The following is a 16,819-nucleotide window of genomic DNA, read 5'->3' on the forward strand; positions in this document are numbered from 1 at the left end:
TATGATATATTTCTTATTATAGAATACTCATCTATAAATTTATAATGATTTATTGTAATCATCACATTTAATGTACTATCATTTAATTTGCAGTATGAAACAGAGCTGTTGCTATCAGGATAAACAGAATCTGGCAACTTGCTTTGAGCCTTACAACTGCTAGCAATAAAAATTGCTATAATCGCCGCTAATGTACAAATATAATATTTCATATTTTAAAAAGAATACTTATACGTTTCAACTTTTTTCTGTCCATTTCTCCGTGCCGTTACCAAACTTCGTATAGACAGTATGACCCTCCTTATCGTAACCTATCCTGTCAACAATAACGGTCTGACGTCCCTGTTTATTGCTCGTCAGACTCTCCACCTGTCCGGCAGCATTGTAGTGATAAGTTACCACTTCACCGTCAGGATAAGTCATTGTCTGCACACGGTTCCAGCTGTCGTAGGCGGCACCATAGACATAAGTCCTAATATCCGCCACGCTCGCCATAAATGGTTTGGTAACTCTCTTAGTGTGGATAGAAACCGCCATTGTTTGGGTATATTCTTTTTATCTCATATAAACAGCCTTTAATGTCTACATATCTTCCATAATCCCCTCTGTAGTCATACTCTGTGTCTTTTTTTATTTCTATGAATTTTGAACAGTCATTTTTGTCAGGAATCGTATTTGTTCGATAGTAGCTGTTAAAGAAGCAGGGAATATCGAAAATACATTTTTTTTGTAAAGTAAAAGTGTATTTTACCCCTTTCTTTAAATGACAATTATATAGAAGCCCTCGATCAATAACATTGTGATGAATACTGTCATAAGGTAATCTAAGGTTCATTCTTATAGTATCTCCATCTGTTTTTAATATTAGCTCTTTATTTAGGAAGCTTCTATTTTGAGTTCCCTTGTACTGATAACCAATATAAGTTAATGATAGTTCTTCTTGTGCTTTGCAATGACAAAGAACAAGTGACATTATTACATAAAACATTATAGTTTTCATACTTAAAGTACTTTATTTGCAGACTTCAACTTTCCAGTAGACGACACTGTCGTTTTTTGTTTCCTACCAGACTAAGAGTATAAGTTTCTTTGGCATCTATACCAGACTGAATGACATTTATTAATGTCTGAGACCTGTTTCCCTTGAAATCTATATCAGTGCCTTTGTATATAAGTTTATCGTTTTCAATAGCATAATTGTTTCCAGTGGATGCATATAACATCTTGATATATTCTTCTTGAGCTTTTTTGTTTCCAGGCAGGAAGATCTCTCTCCCATCAATATCTATAAACTTTACAGGATTCCCTGCGCAATACACATAGCTTCCAATATTTAGATATTTCTCTGCCAACACATCCACCCCATACCAAATATTTGTTACAGGATTCAAATACCTTGCACCGTAATAGTACAAGTCTGTCTCCTCATCGAACTGTTTGCTACAACTTATGGAAGCCGAATACAGTTCTTTGCGCTTAGCACATTGCTCATATCGTTTTTAAAATACTATATGACTTATTTGATTGAAAGACAACAAAAGTTGCGTTATCTTTAATAACAACTTCGATATAATTTGGGCTTATGACATATCTATTTGTCTTTTTCTCTTTGAAATAAAAACGACTATCATGCCATTTAATTCTTTTGTATCTTTTCTTTTTATTTATTAAGGATATATCGTCCCATCTATCAGAATAGTAAATTGTATCAGATTTTTGCTTACTAAAAATCAAAGAAATCTCAGTTGTCTCATCTTTTGAGATTTTAAAATCCATACTATCTATTTCAAGTAATTTCGATGTTCCAATGCAAACATATGCATAATCTCTACAAAAAGGAGAATATATTGTCATAACCTGTTCTGTTACAGGAATCTTATAATATAGAGTTGTATTCTTGCACGAGTTGATTAGTGCAAAGAATAAAATTATAATTAAAAATTTTCCAAACCTCATTTTATTATAATTTTACTTCAGAAGAATGTCAAAAACAGTTCTTTTAAAGCCTATATCCATATATACACTTAAAAGATATTTTTAATCCTATTATACAAATATTTTCCAAGTGCTTTTAAACCATCATTAATGCTCTGCACCAGATTAGTTGCCTTTTGGTTAGGAGTATAATTTTTTATATTACTACCCATGCGCCAACCGTAATTTTCTGCATTTCTCGTAGACAGTCCTTCTATCGTTGGTTTACCCGAAGACTTACTTTGGTATGCATCAAAAGCAGTTCGTGAAGCCTTCCAACTCATACCATTTATTCCTGCTATGTATCCGGCTGCTATGTTACCTACATCTCTTGCTGATGTAAATATAGTCTGTCCATTCCCTGTGATGCCAATAGGCATACCTCGGTATATATCTTTACCATCATCGACTGTATTGATTGTCCCATTTGAATATTTAAAATCGTACAAATGCCCTGTCCTTACATTAGTCATATAGTCATTAAATAATGAAGGTTTTTTGCTTTGCGACTTTCTTAAGCGATAGAAGAGATAGCAAACTAAAGATATAGACAAAAAACCAGATATACTATATACTCCCATTGGTTCAATCTATCTATTATTCGAATTAGTATCTTTGTGGTTCATTCAGCAATTCAAGTGGCACGACAATCATACAATGCGTATAATCAGAGTTTGATACATGTTTAATCTCTTAATCCATACGCATAGCGTCTCATCAAATTTATTTTATTGCTTCTAATTAATCTATCTTCATTCGAAATACCTTTTTAATTTTCTGCTCTTGATTCAGTACAAACATATAATAGTATTGCTGAAGCGCAGTATTTATTACAGATTCATAATTAACCGATTTACCATATTCTTGTAACCGATAAACTTGAGCAAGGAAAAAGCCATCTTTTATCCTAGAGAAAAAGATACTATACTCTGTCTGTGGGGAGAGCTTATTAAAATTCCTATCCAATATCGAAGAATAAACATCTGGAGTTGGCTTATCTTGCTTTTCATGAAGAATCTCTTCTAATGAACTATTCTTTACTGAATCAATAAACATAAAACAATCTAAGTCATAGGCGATACCTGAGACTGCAACTTCTTTTTGTAAGATATCTAAATCTGCAGAGATAAAGGTAATAGCACTCTGATACAAAGACAGACTATCTACTGACTGTGAATTTGCACACAGCGGGAACAGCAACACAATGATATTCAGACAGAGATTCTTTTTCATTTCCTTACGTTTATTTCTATATATTGTGAAAAGGGAGAAGGGTTCATTCCCATCTTTATACTATTTAAAGAACTTCTATCAAAAGGAAGGAAACTGCTTGTAGCCTTTTCATTTGGAATAATACTTTTATAGTTAAGCCGTTGACCAAAATTCTTCCATTGCATATTGAGTTCTTGCCTAATTACATTCATTGCATCAACATATTTAATTGGATTCCCTGCACAATAAGAAAATAAAGATAACTGTGAATATTTCTCGGCTAATCTATCCACACCATACCAAATACTTGACACAGGATTCATATACCTTGCACCATAATAGTACAGACCTGTCTCTTCATCGAACTGTTTGCCATTGAACTTATATGGCATCTCCTCACTTGATGAGTGTTCGTCAACTAATAGCTCCCCATAAGGTAGGTAAGCATCATACTGTGTGATGTTGGCTTTGTCATCTGTGATGTAGGACGTTGAGCCGAGGTGGTCACTGTGATAGAAGAAGGTTTCTTCTTTCGTAGTATCGTTTGGGATATAACCATAACCAGCTTGTGGGTCATCAGGGTTGCTTGGGTCATTCCAGCTTACAGGTGGACCGGGGTTGGTATTCGGTGTGGTGTTGGGGCGTGGAGTCTGAATCTTTTCCCATATGCTATTCACCTACATAATGAATATCTCCAGAATAAATATCTGGATGATTATTATAAAATGGCCATTTTTCCTCCTTTAAATGCTGTGGAGTTGTTCGAAAAACATGAATCTTTGTTTTGGTTAAGGGATACTTTTTACCACTCACTAACAAATAAATAGTAAACCAATTGTTATATTTGCTAACCTCAATCACCAACTTTCCCGAAGCTCCCTTAGCTTTGAAAGCCTCTGCATATCCCTTTATGATTTCCTCTTCATCAAAATAAAAATTTCCATCATAAATCGTAGTACCTACCTCCCATCCTGCCTGAATTTCCCTTACGCGAGGCAATACTGAAGGCATCGGCTTATTATCTCTATGCCAAAATTCTCCCGTAAGGAATCGGTAAAGATAATCAACATCCAAAACAGCTTTTTCATCTTCAAACTTAAATTCTATCTCATAGTTGTATTTCGTCTTATAGGTATCCCACAAACCATCTGACAAACCATTTCGTTTGAAATTCTCTTCCGCCCATGTGTAATCCCCAAGTCGCCCTTCACAAAACGCATCAAGCGTTTTGCGGTATCGATACCCATCTTCGTCAAAATCCTGCAATGGCACATTTACTTCCCTGCCAACAAGAGTATCACAGACCAATTCGCGTCGACCTATACCATCTACATAGAGCCACACATGCCCTTTGGGAAGCATATTGATCACAAAACCTGTAAATGCCCAATACCTCTTAGCTGGCCAATCATAATATTTTGTACGGAACTTTTGGCGTATCTTATCTTGTAGCTCTGATGAGAATTTAACATTAAGCCGATAAAACTTCTTTTCTAAATACGAAAGCCACACAATATCAACACTACTGGGGGCGCCCATTCCTCCGTTAGAGTCACTGCCCATATCTACCGTACCATCCGCTTCGCCCAAACCTAAACCAGTAAATCTCTCCATCACACCAACATATCTACCAGAGTTTCCTACGCCTACTCTTGCATAATGCACCTCCATGGGATAATTTCTTGAAGATGCAACGAGTGCCTCCCAACGAAAAGCTGTATCCATACCTTTATTATCTTCCTTTTTTGTTTTGTTTCCTAATCCGCTACATGCCGTGCTTATACACATAGCAAAGCTAACCATTATAACTATTAGTATATATTTCATAAAACTTTATTTATTCCTTTGTTATATCAACCTTAGTATTACTCTTTATATACAAACGATCTTGGGCACCAATAGTCGTAATTCCTTTCGTTTCGAATGTAGCGTTCTCCATAATATTCCCCTTAATAGAACCTCCTACATTCAGGATTGTATCTTTGTCTATATGACTGATATGATCGCCCGCAATGTACGTATGGTTGTCTTTCCCTACATTCTGCATAGCATTTCCATTTACCGAAACTGATGAATCTTTTTCAATGCTAACAGACGATTGCTCACCAACCTGCATCGTAAAATTCTTACCCACATTTACATTCATATTCTCTGATGCATTGATGTTGACATTCTTTGTATTGACATTTACTTCTTCGGCAGAAGATATGGTGATGGTGCCATTTAGTTCGTCAACAAAGATTTTGTTGGCACGAGTTGTCTGTAGGAGGATGGTGTGGGCAGTATCGTCAAAGGTGACGGTTGAACCGCTTCGGGTGGTAAGGCTTTTCTTGTGATTGGCAGCAAAGCCTCCGCAACCTGTCACTCCGTTAAACAAGCTACCCATAACGTATGGTCTTGCTGAATCACCATGACGGAAACCGAGGAGGACTTGGTCGCCTACCTCTGGAATGAAAACGAAGCCACGGTTGCTTTTTACGTCTTTGCTGCCACCACCATCTGGTGTCATCACACGCACCCAACTTGTTCGCATGTTGTCGGTTTGCCAGTCGTACCGCCAATTGCGGTGCAGCCCGTCGGGGAAGGTGAGCCGTATCAGTTCGTGCCGCTCGTCGTACGCCAGCGTGAAGGTGCGCCCCGTTAGTCAACTATTTCCAAATCCCGATTTACCCTTCTGCAATATTGTAGCTTTCTAGCGTCCAGACTTTATCTATCAGTCTATATCGGGCTGATAGCTGTGTCTGTTCGTCCACTTCCCACAATATGTCCTGTATTTTACCATTATCAGTATCCATGAACTTTTTTTGTCTTGGCTTTCCGAACAAAGCCATTGCACGATCGTAAGAAACATTCTCTATAACCGCCAACTTAAAACTGCCACTATCGTCAGGTAGGCAAAGGTTTTCAATGAGAAATAGGCGCATGTCCTCCACCAAATCTTTTTCAATGGGTTTGAGAACTGGCAACTTATATCTGTATTTCTTTATGTTCTCTGCAAAAAACGGGAAGAAATGCTTACCCATGATTCGCCGTTGCATTGCTATATTTTTCTTATATGGATGAAATTCTTCTTCGGACATTATCAAATCCATACCAAGATAATTGCAATCCTTCTCAAACCGGACTTTTGACCGGATGCCACGTGTGGTGTACAACGCTCTGAAACAAAAAGCGAACTCAAAATCTATTTGAGGATATTTCCTTTCTATTGTTAATGAAAATGCAACAAGTTCCTTGCCTATTTCACTAACCTTTACATAGCTAGGTGAATCAATTTGAATACTTACTCTGTTCATAATTTTTAATGATAGCATTTATTACCTGCTGGCTTTTTAAACAACACTTGCAAGATATAATCCAAGTTATCAAATGGCTGAGCAATGCTTATTATGAATGTATTGGGTAGATTTCCCTTTGTTGGATTGTCTACTTCAATTGTCAAAACAGAATCTTCTAATCTGAACCCTATATTATTGACATTGGAATACAAGAAATAGATTTGGTCGTTATATTCAAAATATATCTCTTCATCATAACTCAGCCGTGTCAATGATAAATATCCACATTTATTATTTAAAAATGTAAGTTGCATGATCTCTTCCCAATACTCTTTAGGGTTGATATCTATTTTTTTATTGCAAACAAACTTCAATGGCTCACTTCTGCAGCTCTCCATGATTTACCTCCATTTTTTACTTGATTTATTTCTTCTCCTTCAAATCTATATATTTTACCACTATTTAATTCATGTATTTCTAACTCACTTATACCCATAGATTTGGCATAATCCATAATAGCGGGTCTGCAACTTGGGCATATATCTAATCCCTCCACCATCAAAGTCGCTTTTCCCCCTCTTAGCCCCAAATCCTTGGCTTGTTTCATTGCATCTATTTCTGCATGCATACTAAACGTATTGGAATTTGTGTAGCCCAAATGTTGTAACTCAGGAATAGGACTCTCTATTCTTGGAATTCTTTGGGTTGGGTTTACTCCTTCAAATATTTTACCATTAATTTCAAACAAAGCAAATACATCAAGCCCCAATGGATCGATCCAACCATTTGTATCTTGGCATACCCATACAATGTAGGGTTGCCACCTGCCAACCCTATCGGGTCTTGGCTAATGTAGTTGTCCGAACTTGGGTCGTAGTAACGGAACCGATTATAATACAATCCCGTCTCCGCATCCTCATATTGCCCTTGATACTTGAAAGGAATGAACGCCGAAGGGCGTTTTCGCTGTCGTCCGTAGATGTCCAGTTCCTGTTCCCACACCTTGTCGCCCTGCTTGTCGTAGGCCTGCATGGGCGTACCGAGGTAGTCGGACACGATGGAGAAACACTCACCGTTGGCAACTATTTCCAAATCCCGATTTACCCTTCTGCAATATTGTAGCTTTCTAGCGTCCAGACTTTATCTATCAGCCTATATCGGGCTGATAGCTGTGTCTGTTCGTCCACTTCCCACAATATGTCCTGTATTTTACCGTTATCAGTATCCATGAACTTTTTTTGTCTTGGCTTTCCGAACAAAGCCATTGCACGATCGTAAGAAACATTCTCTATAACCGCCAACTTAAAACTGCCACTATCGTCAGGTAGCCAAAGGTTTTCAATGAGAAATAGGCGCATGTCCTCCACCAAATCTTTTTCAATGGGTTTGAGAACGGGCAACTTGTTTCTGTATTTCTTTATGTTCTCTGCAAAAAACGGGAAGAAATGTTTACCCATAATCCGCCGTTGCATAGAAACGTTATTCTTATAAGGATTAAATTCTTCTTCGGAGACTATCAAATCCATACCAAGATAATTGCAATCCTTCTCAAACCGGACTTTTGACCGGATGCCACGTGTGGTGTACAACGCTCTGAAACAAAATACAAAGCCAAAATCTATTTGCGCGTATTTTGTTTCTATCACTAAAGAAAACAATCGAAGGTCTTTACTAATCTCACTAACTTTCAGAAAGTTTGGAGAATCAGAAGTAATTCTTACTCTATCCATAATATTAATGAAAACATTTGTTGCCAGCGGGCTTTTTCCCAAATCGTTTTTCAAATTTCTTTATACGACTTGTCTCAGAATTTGGAATGGAACTTTTGCCGATTTATTGGGGGAATACTGTAAACGCTTATATTCTAAATTGTTCTTGTCTCAGCCATTTCTTAGTATATCTATTTTGAATTTCAGTACCATCTTTTCTTGTTCTGAAATTAGTTGTTTCCCCTATTTTCCAAGTATCTCCTTCTTTTAGATATGTTTTGCCCACGGGCTTATCATTCCCCCATTCATATACATCATAATAACCATCCTTCGTTGCCACTAATTTGTATACTTCGGCAGTCAACCCTAGAACATCATTCCAATAGTTTACGTCCGACACGTATGCGTACAACGTAGGATTGCCACCTGCCAACCCTATCGGGTCTTGGCTGATATAACTCCCTGCATTCGGATCGTAGTAACGGAAACGATTATAATACAATCCCGTCTCCGCATCCTCGTACTGCCCTTGATACTTAAACGGAATGAAGGAGGAATTATTGTTGTCCTTCCTGCTCTTTCTACCGAAGCTGTCGAGTTTCTGCTCCCATACCTTGTTGCCCTCCTTGTCGTAGGCTTGCTGGGGCGTACCGAGATAGTCGGAGATGATGGAGAAACACTCACCGTTGGCAACAAGCTTGGCGGCAGGTACGAACGTGTCTTGGTCTCTTCCATCTATTCGTGCTGCGAACGCTACTGCAGGGAAGTCGTTATAGTTATAGTCTTCTATAACCATCTTCCAATATCTAAACTGTTATAAAAAAAATCCAATTGTGCCTTCATCATTTTTGTATCCCCTAGAATATTTTCTAACGCCTTACCATATTTTTGTACGTCGTCAGCATTACCAATATAATTCGTTAAAACACGAATACCGTTTACATAGACTTCCTCCTTGTCTTGATTTGAAAGCATAGAATCATTCGAAACAGATGCTATAACTTTTATGATATCATCTTTCAGCTTATCATATTTTGTTAAGCAAAGTTTAGCTTCTTCTATGGTGTTACAAGGAGTACTATCTAAAGTAGATAAAGATTTCTTTATTTTACATAGTTGTTTTATATAATCCATAATATAATTTAATGATGTTTCTTTACAACAGTATATGCTTCTTTTGGTATTTCCCCATCAATAAGGACCTCAGCATCCTTTGTCGCATATCCAAAAGCTTTTCCTTGTAAGGGTTTTCCTGTCTGTGGATCAATCCCATTAGAAATATCTATAATTTTCTTTGGTTCAATTTTATCTGTATTGATAGCAATAATGGTGGATTTGTTGGATTTTGCATAGAACTCAGCTCTGTCCATCTCCTTTGTCGTAGATATATATTGCGTGTTTAATTTACCATTTTCCACATACTCTTGAATGCTATAGTTTGCATTAGCATCCTTGGGCTGAATACTAGTACCTGTATTAACAGATGATTCTTGTATAGGATTAACTGTTCTATAAACAACAATTAAACCATAAAAATCTACAATTGCATTAGGATCTTTTACATATCCATACAACGTTGGATTGCCACCCATTAGCCCAATTGGGTCTTGGCTGATGTATGCTCCAGTCCTTGGGTCGTAGTAGCGGAACCTATTATAATAAAGTCCCGTCTCAACGTCCTCATACTGCCCCTGGTACTTGAACGGAATGAAGGAGGATTTATTGTTGCCCGTCCTCTTCCTTCCGAAGATGTCAAGTTCCTGCTCCCATACCTTGTTGCCCTCCTTATCAATCGGGGCGACAATGCCGCCACGCGAAGCCGTTTATCTCTAACTATAATCGAAAATTAGCTATATACACCTTTGCGAATTGTTCTATTGTCTTATCCGAATAGCTACCACCTTTTGCATACGCTAAGTCCATGATTTCAATTGTCAATTTATCTAGTTCTTTTGAATCCACAACAATAGAATGTTTTCTTAATTGACGTTCTATGACACGTTTGCATCTTGCAATGTCATTACTTGTAGCGTAGGGTATCATAATTAATGTAAATCTAAATGTTCAATTTTATCTACTTTTATTTCTTTATGAGTAATTGCTTGTGTTGCACCTCCTTTACCAAATTCAGGGAAATCCTTCGTTATTGGTTCTAAATAATCTGCCTTTCCCCATTTTCCCTTAGGAATTTCAACATCATCTACTATTTGTAACGTATCGAAACTAGCTTTCACTGATGCATATTTTGATGCCTGCTTTAGTACACATTTGTTTTACTCGTTTAAGAATATAGTCTTTTTCCTTTCTTGAAATATGTGAATCAAACCTCTTCTTATACCTAATATATCCTTTTCCTATTCCTGTCTTATCATCAAATTTTTCAAAATATTCGATGTTGTCTAAAGACTTCTCTTTTTTATAATCTTGATACAATTTGATATAAGATGAATATATGACAAAGTCGCACTCATCTGAAGATACCATTTCTGAATCAATATAGTAAGAAATTCCCGTAGAGGTTACATACTCAATACCTCCACGTCTTAATAGTGCCAAGAACTCTCCATTTTCTCCCCTTACCGTGTACTTTTCTTTATCCATAGCCTATTAATGATGAATTTGTTTAACTTTTATATTGCCATCTGCATCAATCCTATGTTCAAAGACGGGAATTCCTTTTTTCTTTAAAATAGGTAACTCATCTTGTTCCCAAACGCTATTTGCTCCTCTATATTTAGGCTCATAAATAAAGACATGAGCTTCACCTACAGTACTTCCTGCAAAGTCTTTAGAGGTTTCCTGCCAATATAAGTCATTCAAGCTATCGACAATATTATCAAGAACTTTTCCTATACGCAAATCTGTAGAATGTGCACCAGAGGAATCTAACTCATAAGTTGAAAATAAAAATACGCTCATACTTTTTGCTTAGTAATAATGTTTATTGCCAGCAGGCAGGTGGCCATGCTCTTCGTTATACTTTTTTAATAAGCTGTTTTCCAGTTGACGATCAGCTTTTTTGTTCCTCCCTGTGATATTGGTTTCATCTTAACACCTGCAGGAATAATGTTTCCATCGGCATCAAAGGCGACAGCTGTGGCCTTTGATCTATTAATCCTTGCTTCGTCAAGACGCACTTGAGAATATCTGGTCTTAGGGTGTTGAGTTTCTCCTATTTTGTAAACATCACCTTTATTCAGTTTTGTATATGCAATAGGATCTTTTGTTCCATATTCGTAGACAGGATACCATCCATCATGAGTCGCAACCAACGCATACACATCTAGCCCTAAGAGATCTAATTGGGAATTAGGTGATTTAACATGTGAATACAAAGTAGGATTCTCGCCTACCAACCCTATCGGGTCTTGGCTGATATAACTCCCTGCATTCGGATCGTAGTAACGGAAACGATTATAATACAGTCCAGTCTCGGCATCTTCGTACTTTTATTACCTTTTATGGAAATTTTCTTTTATATATTTTATTCGTTCTTCCAGCATGGGAATGAATGCTGCAGCATCAAAATCATGAAAACGTCCAATGTATTTTCTTAAACACGATTCTACATATAACCATACCTCATCACAAAGATTATCGATCATTTCATCCTCAGATAATTTCAAAAAATTATCTAAAATCAACATTTGATCTATTACAAGTCTTTCTTTCTGTTTTATATACCGAGCATACGATTTTAAATTCCCCTCTACAATCTCACTTTCATAAAACAATCTCAAAACAATTAGCAACGCATTATGGTTACTTCCTTCTTTGCATAATTTGTTTGATATAGAATTTTGCCAAATTGTATCCTGTAGATTATCCATAAAATAGTCTACAACTCTGTTCAGTAACTCTAACTTTAATTGAGTCCCTGGATAATGCTGTTCGCACAATATCTTAAAAAAAACTGCCATAGTTTCATTCTTTAATGGAAGGTCTTATTTCCAGCAGGTAATTTACCATGCTCTTTATGATACTCTTTTAATTTCATTGTTTCTAAAAGCCTGTCTGCACTTTTAGCCTCTCCTGTATCAATATACTTCATATTTAATCCGGCCGTTTGTCCCTGTATAGCTTTTCCATCAGGTCCAATCATAACAGAAGTAGCCTTAGACTTATTTATTCTTACCTCATCCATCCTTGTAGAAGAATATCTATTTGAGGATTTTTGAGATTCACCTATCTTATATACATCACCTTTATCAAGTCGAGTATAAGCAATGGGGTCTTTTTTCCCTTTTTCATAGACAGGATACCAACCGTCAGAAGAGGCTACAAGTTTGTAAACATCTAATCCTAGGATGTCCAACATATCATTAGCATCTTTCACATACCCGTACAACGTAGGATTGTTACCAGCCAACCCTATCGGGTCTTGGCTGATGTATGCTCCAGTCCTTGGGTCGTAGTAGCGGAACCTATTATAATAAAGTCCCGTCTCCTTATCCGCATATTGTCCCTGGTACTTGAATGGTATGAACGCGGATGGCCGTTTCCTTTGCCGCACCGTTGATGTACACGCCCTCCATCGTACCGTAACTCTTCATGATACGTTCACCGGCGGCGTTGTAAGTATAACGACTCGTCTTACCGTTGTCAGAGAGTACCATCAGGCGGTTCTCCTCATCCCAGTATAGCATATGATCATAAGATAAATATCTTTCTAATAGATTACATGCTATATTTATTTTTTAATTTATCGATTAAATTCCGATGAAAATTCTTAAGTAAAAAGTTTTTATATCTTATATTTTTTACCTTCTTTTTATCATTACATAAAGTAATTAATGTAATGTGCGTTATTTTAATTTTTGAATTAAAAAATCCAATATAGATGTGATACTCAAAAGTACAACTCTGCCCTTTTTCAAACCACAATTCAAATCCATTCCCATTTTCTTTAAGACTTTCGTTCCCATCAATATAACCATAAACGTCATTAGATATAACATTATCAAATCTATAAAAGTGAGAATCACGCTTAATCAAAAGAATCCTATTTTCCCCTTTATCAACGTATTTTTCACAACCGTCAGCTGTCATACTATAAGGGCTAAATATAGCTATTTGGGTATTCTGTCCATTTAAGGTAAGGCTATCAACAATAACATACTCTTGTGGAATTAAATATCCTTGCCATTTTCTTTGAGCTTTCCCATTTATACTAGGAGCTGAAAAAATAAGAATGAATAAAATAAGAATAAACTTTTTCATATAAAATTATTTTTTACGCCAGAATATAGTTCTACCAAATGTACCTGTCGCTATTAGAGAGAATTTTGCTGTACTTTTGCCATCATGAATAAAAATTCCATTCCTCTCAAAAACGGGTGACACCCGCATCTTTGATTTTATCCTCTATAAATAGCTTTCATTTCGATAAACATAATCTTTTCTGATATTATCTGGTATTGTTATTTTATTATACTGCCTAAATGGTCACTGTGATAGAAGAAAGTTTCTTCTTTCGTGGTATCGTTAGGAATATAGCCATATCCAGCCTGAGGGTCATCAGGGTTGCTTGGGTCGTTCCAGCTTACAGGTGGACCAGGGTAGACGACGGAGCCGCTGTTGCTCTCGTTAAATCTTATCTGTGGGCAGTCGTTGCATCTTATCCACGAAACGAATGGTTCGCCCTGTTCAAGCAGGGCTTCCTTTCTGATATATCCTTCCTCGCCAGCGAACCAGTTGCCTACTATGAGGGCTGTGCATGGCTTTTGTTGCCCTGTTTTGATATAGGGACGTGCTTGTATAGATGTTCCATCGCTTTTTATAGAATGCAAACTATCTATGCCTGTAACAAGAAGTAGTTTTTTCTTTTTCTTTGTTGAAATAGAATATATATCTAACAAATAATCTTGCCAATTCTTGTCTATAGTGTCTATCCTTAGTTGCAAAAAGGTTCCTTTGACATAAAGACATTTGAATAGATATGCTTTGTTTGATGCGGTATTATAATAGGGTAAGGATTTTATCTCTTGAAGCAAGAGATGTTTTTTATCAGAGATATTGCTATCGATCAGCCCAATTTGTTTGAATAGCTTTATATCCGTAGAGTCCGGAAAAATAAAGATTGTATCGCTTTCTGTTTTATTGTCCGTTACCTCTTTCCATATATTTTCTTGATTAATATTATTTTTTCCAATTTTTATCGGAATAAAATAAGTTCTGTATCTGCTATCAATAGCTGTGTTATAAGAATGTTTATGATGTCTTCTTATCTTTTTATGTGATAAATCGCTCTTATTGTAAACAGCTATGTAATATCCTGCAAAGATATTTGAGGTATCTCTGCTTTGAGCATTTATCTTCCGGCATGGAAATGTATAGAAAACTATTACCAATAATATAATTGTCTTTATCATCTAATAGAGGAAATCAAAACTTTAACTTATCAATGGAGCAATAATCCGTCCGAACGACATCACCATATCATACGATGCACGCTTTGCTTTACCGCTTGCATGAATAAGACGGTTCAGCTCATCATATTCATACGTATGCATACTCCTTCCTCCCAACTTCGCCTTGTTGAGTCTCGTCAGCGACGTTGGGTTGGCGGCATTCGTGATACCGAGGATATTGTCCACGGCATCGTAACGATACCTGTTCTCCATCACAGTCTGACCGTCCGCTGTAAGGTTCATCGCCTGCAGACGTTCACGCTGCTTGTCGTATGTATTGGTAGTCTCCGTGCCATTACCGAGTTTCGTATAGACCGTATGACCCTCCTTGTCGTAACCTATCCTGTCAACAATAACGCTCTGATGTCCCTGTTTATTGCCCGAAAGGCGAACTATTTGCCCTGCCGCATGTAGGTACTACTTAATCGTTACTTTACGACACATGCTTATTTACCTCTTTGTACAAATCACTACTTTGGATTTCGAGTTCTTCTTAATTTTCCCTTTGAATCTGCCCAGAAATATTCCTTGATATACACCTGAGCTCCCATTCCTGAATGGATTACAACATATCTTGTATTGGGACGGAATTTAATTCTCCGAAGATTTTTAGTAATACCATAACTGTTCATTTCCTCCACAGATAATGCAGACGATACGTTTCTAAAGTTTATTGTGTCACAACTCCTAGTGTCAAATTCATTTTTCTTTGTAATGAAGAACAGATGACTTTCGCTAGGATCTAGACAGTCAGACTCTATTTCCATATGTAAAAAGTTATGTACTATCAAAAGTTGCCGGCTCTCATCAAGTGAGAAACTATGATTCTCGTTACAAGCTATTAAGAAAGGCAACACCATAAAAATACAAACAGAATATATTTTCTTCATTTCTTTTGTTCTTTATATGCGTTCCACCATTTGTCGATTTGTCTAATCTTCTCTTCTTCTGAACCTTTGCCGATAAATAATCTGTTCAGATTTGCATGAAATTTAGATTTTACAAAATCCCTAAAAGACTCAAATACTTCAGAGCCTTTTTCTGCCTCTTGTTCACGAGGGGCTTTATCGTGGCTTTGGGTCGAGACATATCCCCAAAGGGTCTTCAACAGGTATAGGCCTTCACTCCCATCCCTTTTTATCTGTTTTATGTGACCAACTTCATGTGAAAACTCTTTAAACCACCAGTCGTAATATTGCTCTTTACTAATATTTTCTTCATTGAAATATTCAGGTGACACAAGCATGCGAGTGTTTTCAGGGCTATCACCCAGTGTTATACTATTACTTTCTCTTTGAAGGTTAAATTCTTCTAACCTAACATTCTTTATATAATTTTCAGGGACTCCAGAAACCAAAGAAAGTAGATGAGTTGCCGATTTTGTAAATTTATAGTACACATATTGTGTAGGGACGTTCATTGTTGCACCTGTGATGCTTGGAGCTGTTGTTACAATGCTCCTTTCATAGTGAATTGTGACAATGCCTTTTGGGTAAAGTCCTTTTTCATCTATATAATTCATTGGAGAAGATTTACAATAAGAATAAGGGCTGATTGAAACGTATTTCTCCGCCAAAGGATCCACCCCATACCACAAACTCGTCTTCGGGTTCATACACCTCGCCCCGTAATAATACAGTCCAGTTTCCTCATCGAACTGTTTGCCGTTGAACTTATAAGGTAAGTCTTCACTCGATGAGTGCTCGTCAACTAACAGTTCGCCGTATGGCAAGTAGGCATCATATTGCGTGATGTTGGCTTTGTCATCTGTGATGTAAGACGTGCTGCCGAGGTGGTCACTGTGATAGAAGAAGGTTTCCTCACGTGTTGTGTCATTTGGAATATAACCATATCCAGCCTGCGGGTCATCAGGGTTGCTTGGGTCGTTCCAGCTTACAGGTGGACCGGGGTTGGTATTCGGTGTGGTGTTAGGGCGTGGAGTCTGAATCCAACCCTGTGGCACATCATGGTTGCCGAGTTCGGTGAGGACGGCATTATACCCTACACCTGTGTTCTTTGGATCACCATACGCACCCTTCTCTGTCGGTACACCAGGAGCTACACCCACCTTCTTATAATAAGCCTCCTTCTGAGTCTGAATCTGATTCATACGTTCAGCATAGTCCTGCTGACCAGCCGTTACGTATGAGCCGTTGCGTCCATAGACGTTGTTAAACAGACCCGTTCCTATCCTTGAAACTTTTCTTTTTTACTATTGTCAGGAACTAAAATGATT

Annotated in this window: 21 protein-coding genes and 10 pseudogenes; all 31 read right to left on the reverse strand. The window is 37.2% G+C overall.

The window, feature by feature from the left end:
• Positions 1-258 precede the first annotated feature (258 nt).
• A pseudogene (locus DX009_RS10775) lies at positions 259-486 on the reverse strand (RHS repeat domain-containing protein); the annotation flags it as partial.
• A gap of 28 nt (positions 487-514) precedes the next feature.
• Positions 515-1,000, reverse strand: coding sequence for a hypothetical protein (locus tag DX009_RS10780; RefSeq protein WP_115084094.1), 486 nt, complete (start codon positions 998-1,000; stop codon positions 515-517).
• 25 nt (positions 1,001-1,025) lie between these two features.
• Positions 1,026-1,439 (reverse strand): annotated as a pseudogene (locus tag DX009_RS13785) (RHS repeat-associated core domain-containing protein); the annotation flags it as partial.
• A gap of 49 nt (positions 1,440-1,488) precedes the next feature.
• A complete protein-coding gene (locus DX009_RS13190) occupies positions 1,489-1,854 on the reverse strand; it encodes a hypothetical protein (RefSeq protein WP_181792360.1) in 366 nt (121 codons plus the stop codon).
• Positions 1,855-2,024: 170 nt separating this feature from the next.
• Positions 2,025-2,447: a hypothetical protein gene (locus DX009_RS10795; protein ID WP_181792361.1), complete on the reverse strand. Its 423-nt coding sequence runs from the start codon at positions 2,445-2,447 to the stop codon at positions 2,025-2,027.
• A gap of 268 nt (positions 2,448-2,715) precedes the next feature.
• Positions 2,716-3,207, reverse strand: a complete 492-nt coding sequence (locus tag DX009_RS10800; RefSeq protein ID WP_115084098.1) for a hypothetical protein — start codon at positions 3,205-3,207, stop codon at positions 2,716-2,718.
• A gap of 194 nt (positions 3,208-3,401) precedes the next feature.
• Positions 3,402-3,842, reverse strand: a pseudogene (locus tag DX009_RS10805) (RHS repeat-associated core domain-containing protein); the annotation flags it as partial.
• A 13-nt stretch (positions 3,843-3,855) separates the two neighbouring features.
• Positions 3,856-5,013 (reverse strand): DUF2931 family protein, encoded by a 1,158-nt coding sequence (locus tag DX009_RS10810; protein WP_115084100.1) that lies wholly within the window; start codon positions 5,011-5,013, stop codon positions 3,856-3,858.
• Between the two features lie 474 nt (positions 5,014-5,487).
• Positions 5,488-5,743: pseudogene (locus DX009_RS13895) on the reverse strand (phage baseplate assembly protein V); the annotation flags it as partial.
• Positions 5,744-5,852: 109 nt separating this feature from the next.
• Positions 5,853-6,500: a hypothetical protein gene (locus DX009_RS10820; RefSeq protein WP_115084101.1), complete on the reverse strand. Its 648-nt coding sequence runs from the start codon at positions 6,498-6,500 to the stop codon at positions 5,853-5,855.
• Complete coding sequence (locus DX009_RS10825) at positions 6,488-6,862, reverse strand: hypothetical protein (protein ID WP_040595737.1); 375 nt, start codon at positions 6,860-6,862, stop codon at positions 6,488-6,490. Before DX009_RS10825 ends, DX009_RS10820 begins: the two co-directional genes overlap by 13 nt.
• Positions 6,835-7,212: a cytidine deaminase-like fold-containing protein gene (locus DX009_RS13560; protein WP_006045788.1), complete on the reverse strand. Its 378-nt coding sequence runs from the start codon at positions 7,210-7,212 to the stop codon at positions 6,835-6,837. The genes DX009_RS10825 and DX009_RS13560 overlap by 28 nt, the downstream gene beginning before the upstream one ends.
• Positions 7,176-7,556, reverse strand: coding sequence for an RHS repeat domain-containing protein (locus DX009_RS13760; RefSeq protein ID WP_277354352.1), 381 nt, complete (start codon positions 7,554-7,556; stop codon positions 7,176-7,178). Before DX009_RS13760 ends, DX009_RS13560 begins: the two co-directional genes overlap by 37 nt.
• A gap of 8 nt (positions 7,557-7,564) precedes the next feature.
• Positions 7,565-8,194, reverse strand: coding sequence for a hypothetical protein (locus tag DX009_RS10835; protein WP_025000581.1), 630 nt, complete (start codon positions 8,192-8,194; stop codon positions 7,565-7,567).
• Positions 8,195-8,321: 127 nt separating this feature from the next.
• A complete protein-coding gene (locus DX009_RS10840; protein ID WP_115084102.1) occupies positions 8,322-8,969 on the reverse strand; it encodes an RHS repeat-associated core domain-containing protein in 648 nt (215 codons plus the stop codon).
• Entirely contained in the window at positions 8,960-9,307 is a 348-nt protein-coding gene (locus tag DX009_RS10845; RefSeq protein WP_006046532.1) for a hypothetical protein, read from the reverse strand. The genes DX009_RS10840 and DX009_RS10845 overlap by 10 nt, the downstream gene beginning before the upstream one ends.
• Positions 9,308-9,315: 8 nt before the next feature.
• Complete coding sequence (locus tag DX009_RS13765; protein WP_338091494.1) at positions 9,316-9,978, reverse strand: RHS repeat domain-containing protein; 663 nt, start codon at positions 9,976-9,978, stop codon at positions 9,316-9,318.
• A 28-nt stretch (positions 9,979-10,006) separates the two neighbouring features.
• Positions 10,007-10,216 (reverse strand): hypothetical protein, encoded by a 210-nt coding sequence (locus tag DX009_RS10855; RefSeq protein ID WP_006045782.1) that lies wholly within the window; start codon positions 10,214-10,216, stop codon positions 10,007-10,009.
• Between the two features lie 2 nt (positions 10,217-10,218).
• A complete protein-coding gene (locus tag DX009_RS10860; RefSeq protein WP_006045781.1) occupies positions 10,219-10,407 on the reverse strand; it encodes a hypothetical protein in 189 nt (62 codons plus the stop codon).
• The gene (locus DX009_RS10865) at positions 10,397-10,774 is read right to left on the reverse strand and encodes a hypothetical protein (RefSeq protein WP_006045780.1); all 378 of its coding nucleotides are present in this window, start codon (positions 10,772-10,774) and stop codon (positions 10,397-10,399) included. The genes DX009_RS10860 and DX009_RS10865 overlap by 11 nt, the downstream gene beginning before the upstream one ends.
• 6 nt (positions 10,775-10,780) lie before the next feature.
• The gene (locus DX009_RS13580; protein WP_006045779.1) at positions 10,781-11,092 is read right to left on the reverse strand and encodes a hypothetical protein; all 312 of its coding nucleotides are present in this window, start codon (positions 11,090-11,092) and stop codon (positions 10,781-10,783) included.
• Positions 11,093-11,157: 65 nt separating this feature from the next.
• The gene (locus DX009_RS13195; protein ID WP_147278689.1) at positions 11,158-11,445 is read right to left on the reverse strand and encodes a hypothetical protein; all 288 of its coding nucleotides are present in this window, start codon (positions 11,443-11,445) and stop codon (positions 11,158-11,160) included.
• Between the two features lie 72 nt (positions 11,446-11,517).
• Positions 11,518-11,598: pseudogene (locus tag DX009_RS13585) on the reverse strand (RHS repeat-associated core domain-containing protein); the annotation flags it as partial.
• A gap of 27 nt (positions 11,599-11,625) precedes the next feature.
• Entirely contained in the window at positions 11,626-12,093 is a 468-nt protein-coding gene (locus tag DX009_RS10880; RefSeq protein WP_006045776.1) for a hypothetical protein, read from the reverse strand.
• Between the two features lie 11 nt (positions 12,094-12,104).
• A pseudogene (locus DX009_RS10885) lies at positions 12,105-12,653 on the reverse strand (RHS repeat-associated core domain-containing protein); the annotation flags it as partial.
• A gap of 28 nt (positions 12,654-12,681) precedes the next feature.
• Positions 12,682-12,867 (reverse strand): annotated as a pseudogene (locus DX009_RS13595) (hypothetical protein); the annotation flags it as partial.
• Complete coding sequence (locus DX009_RS10895; RefSeq protein WP_006045774.1) at positions 12,851-13,393, reverse strand: hypothetical protein; 543 nt, start codon at positions 13,391-13,393, stop codon at positions 12,851-12,853. The gene DX009_RS10895 and the pseudogene DX009_RS13595, both read right to left, overlap by 17 nt.
• 212 nt (positions 13,394-13,605) lie before the next feature.
• Positions 13,606-13,785 (reverse strand): annotated as a pseudogene (locus DX009_RS13835) (hypothetical protein); the annotation flags it as partial.
• Between the two features lie 789 nt (positions 13,786-14,574).
• Positions 14,575-15,000 (reverse strand): annotated as a pseudogene (locus DX009_RS10910) (RHS repeat-associated core domain-containing protein); the annotation flags it as partial.
• A 53-nt stretch (positions 15,001-15,053) separates the two neighbouring features.
• The gene (locus tag DX009_RS10915) at positions 15,054-15,473 is read right to left on the reverse strand and encodes a hypothetical protein (RefSeq protein ID WP_036869463.1); all 420 of its coding nucleotides are present in this window, start codon (positions 15,471-15,473) and stop codon (positions 15,054-15,056) included.
• Positions 15,470-16,792 (reverse strand): annotated as a pseudogene (locus DX009_RS13600) (RHS repeat domain-containing protein); the annotation flags it as partial. The gene DX009_RS10915 and the pseudogene DX009_RS13600, both read right to left, overlap by 4 nt.
• Between the last annotated feature and the right edge of the window lie 27 nt (positions 16,793-16,819).

The sequence above is a fragment of the Prevotella pallens genome (genome assembly GCF_900454935.1).
Lineage (GTDB): Bacteria > Bacteroidota > Bacteroidia > Bacteroidales > Bacteroidaceae > Prevotella > Prevotella pallens.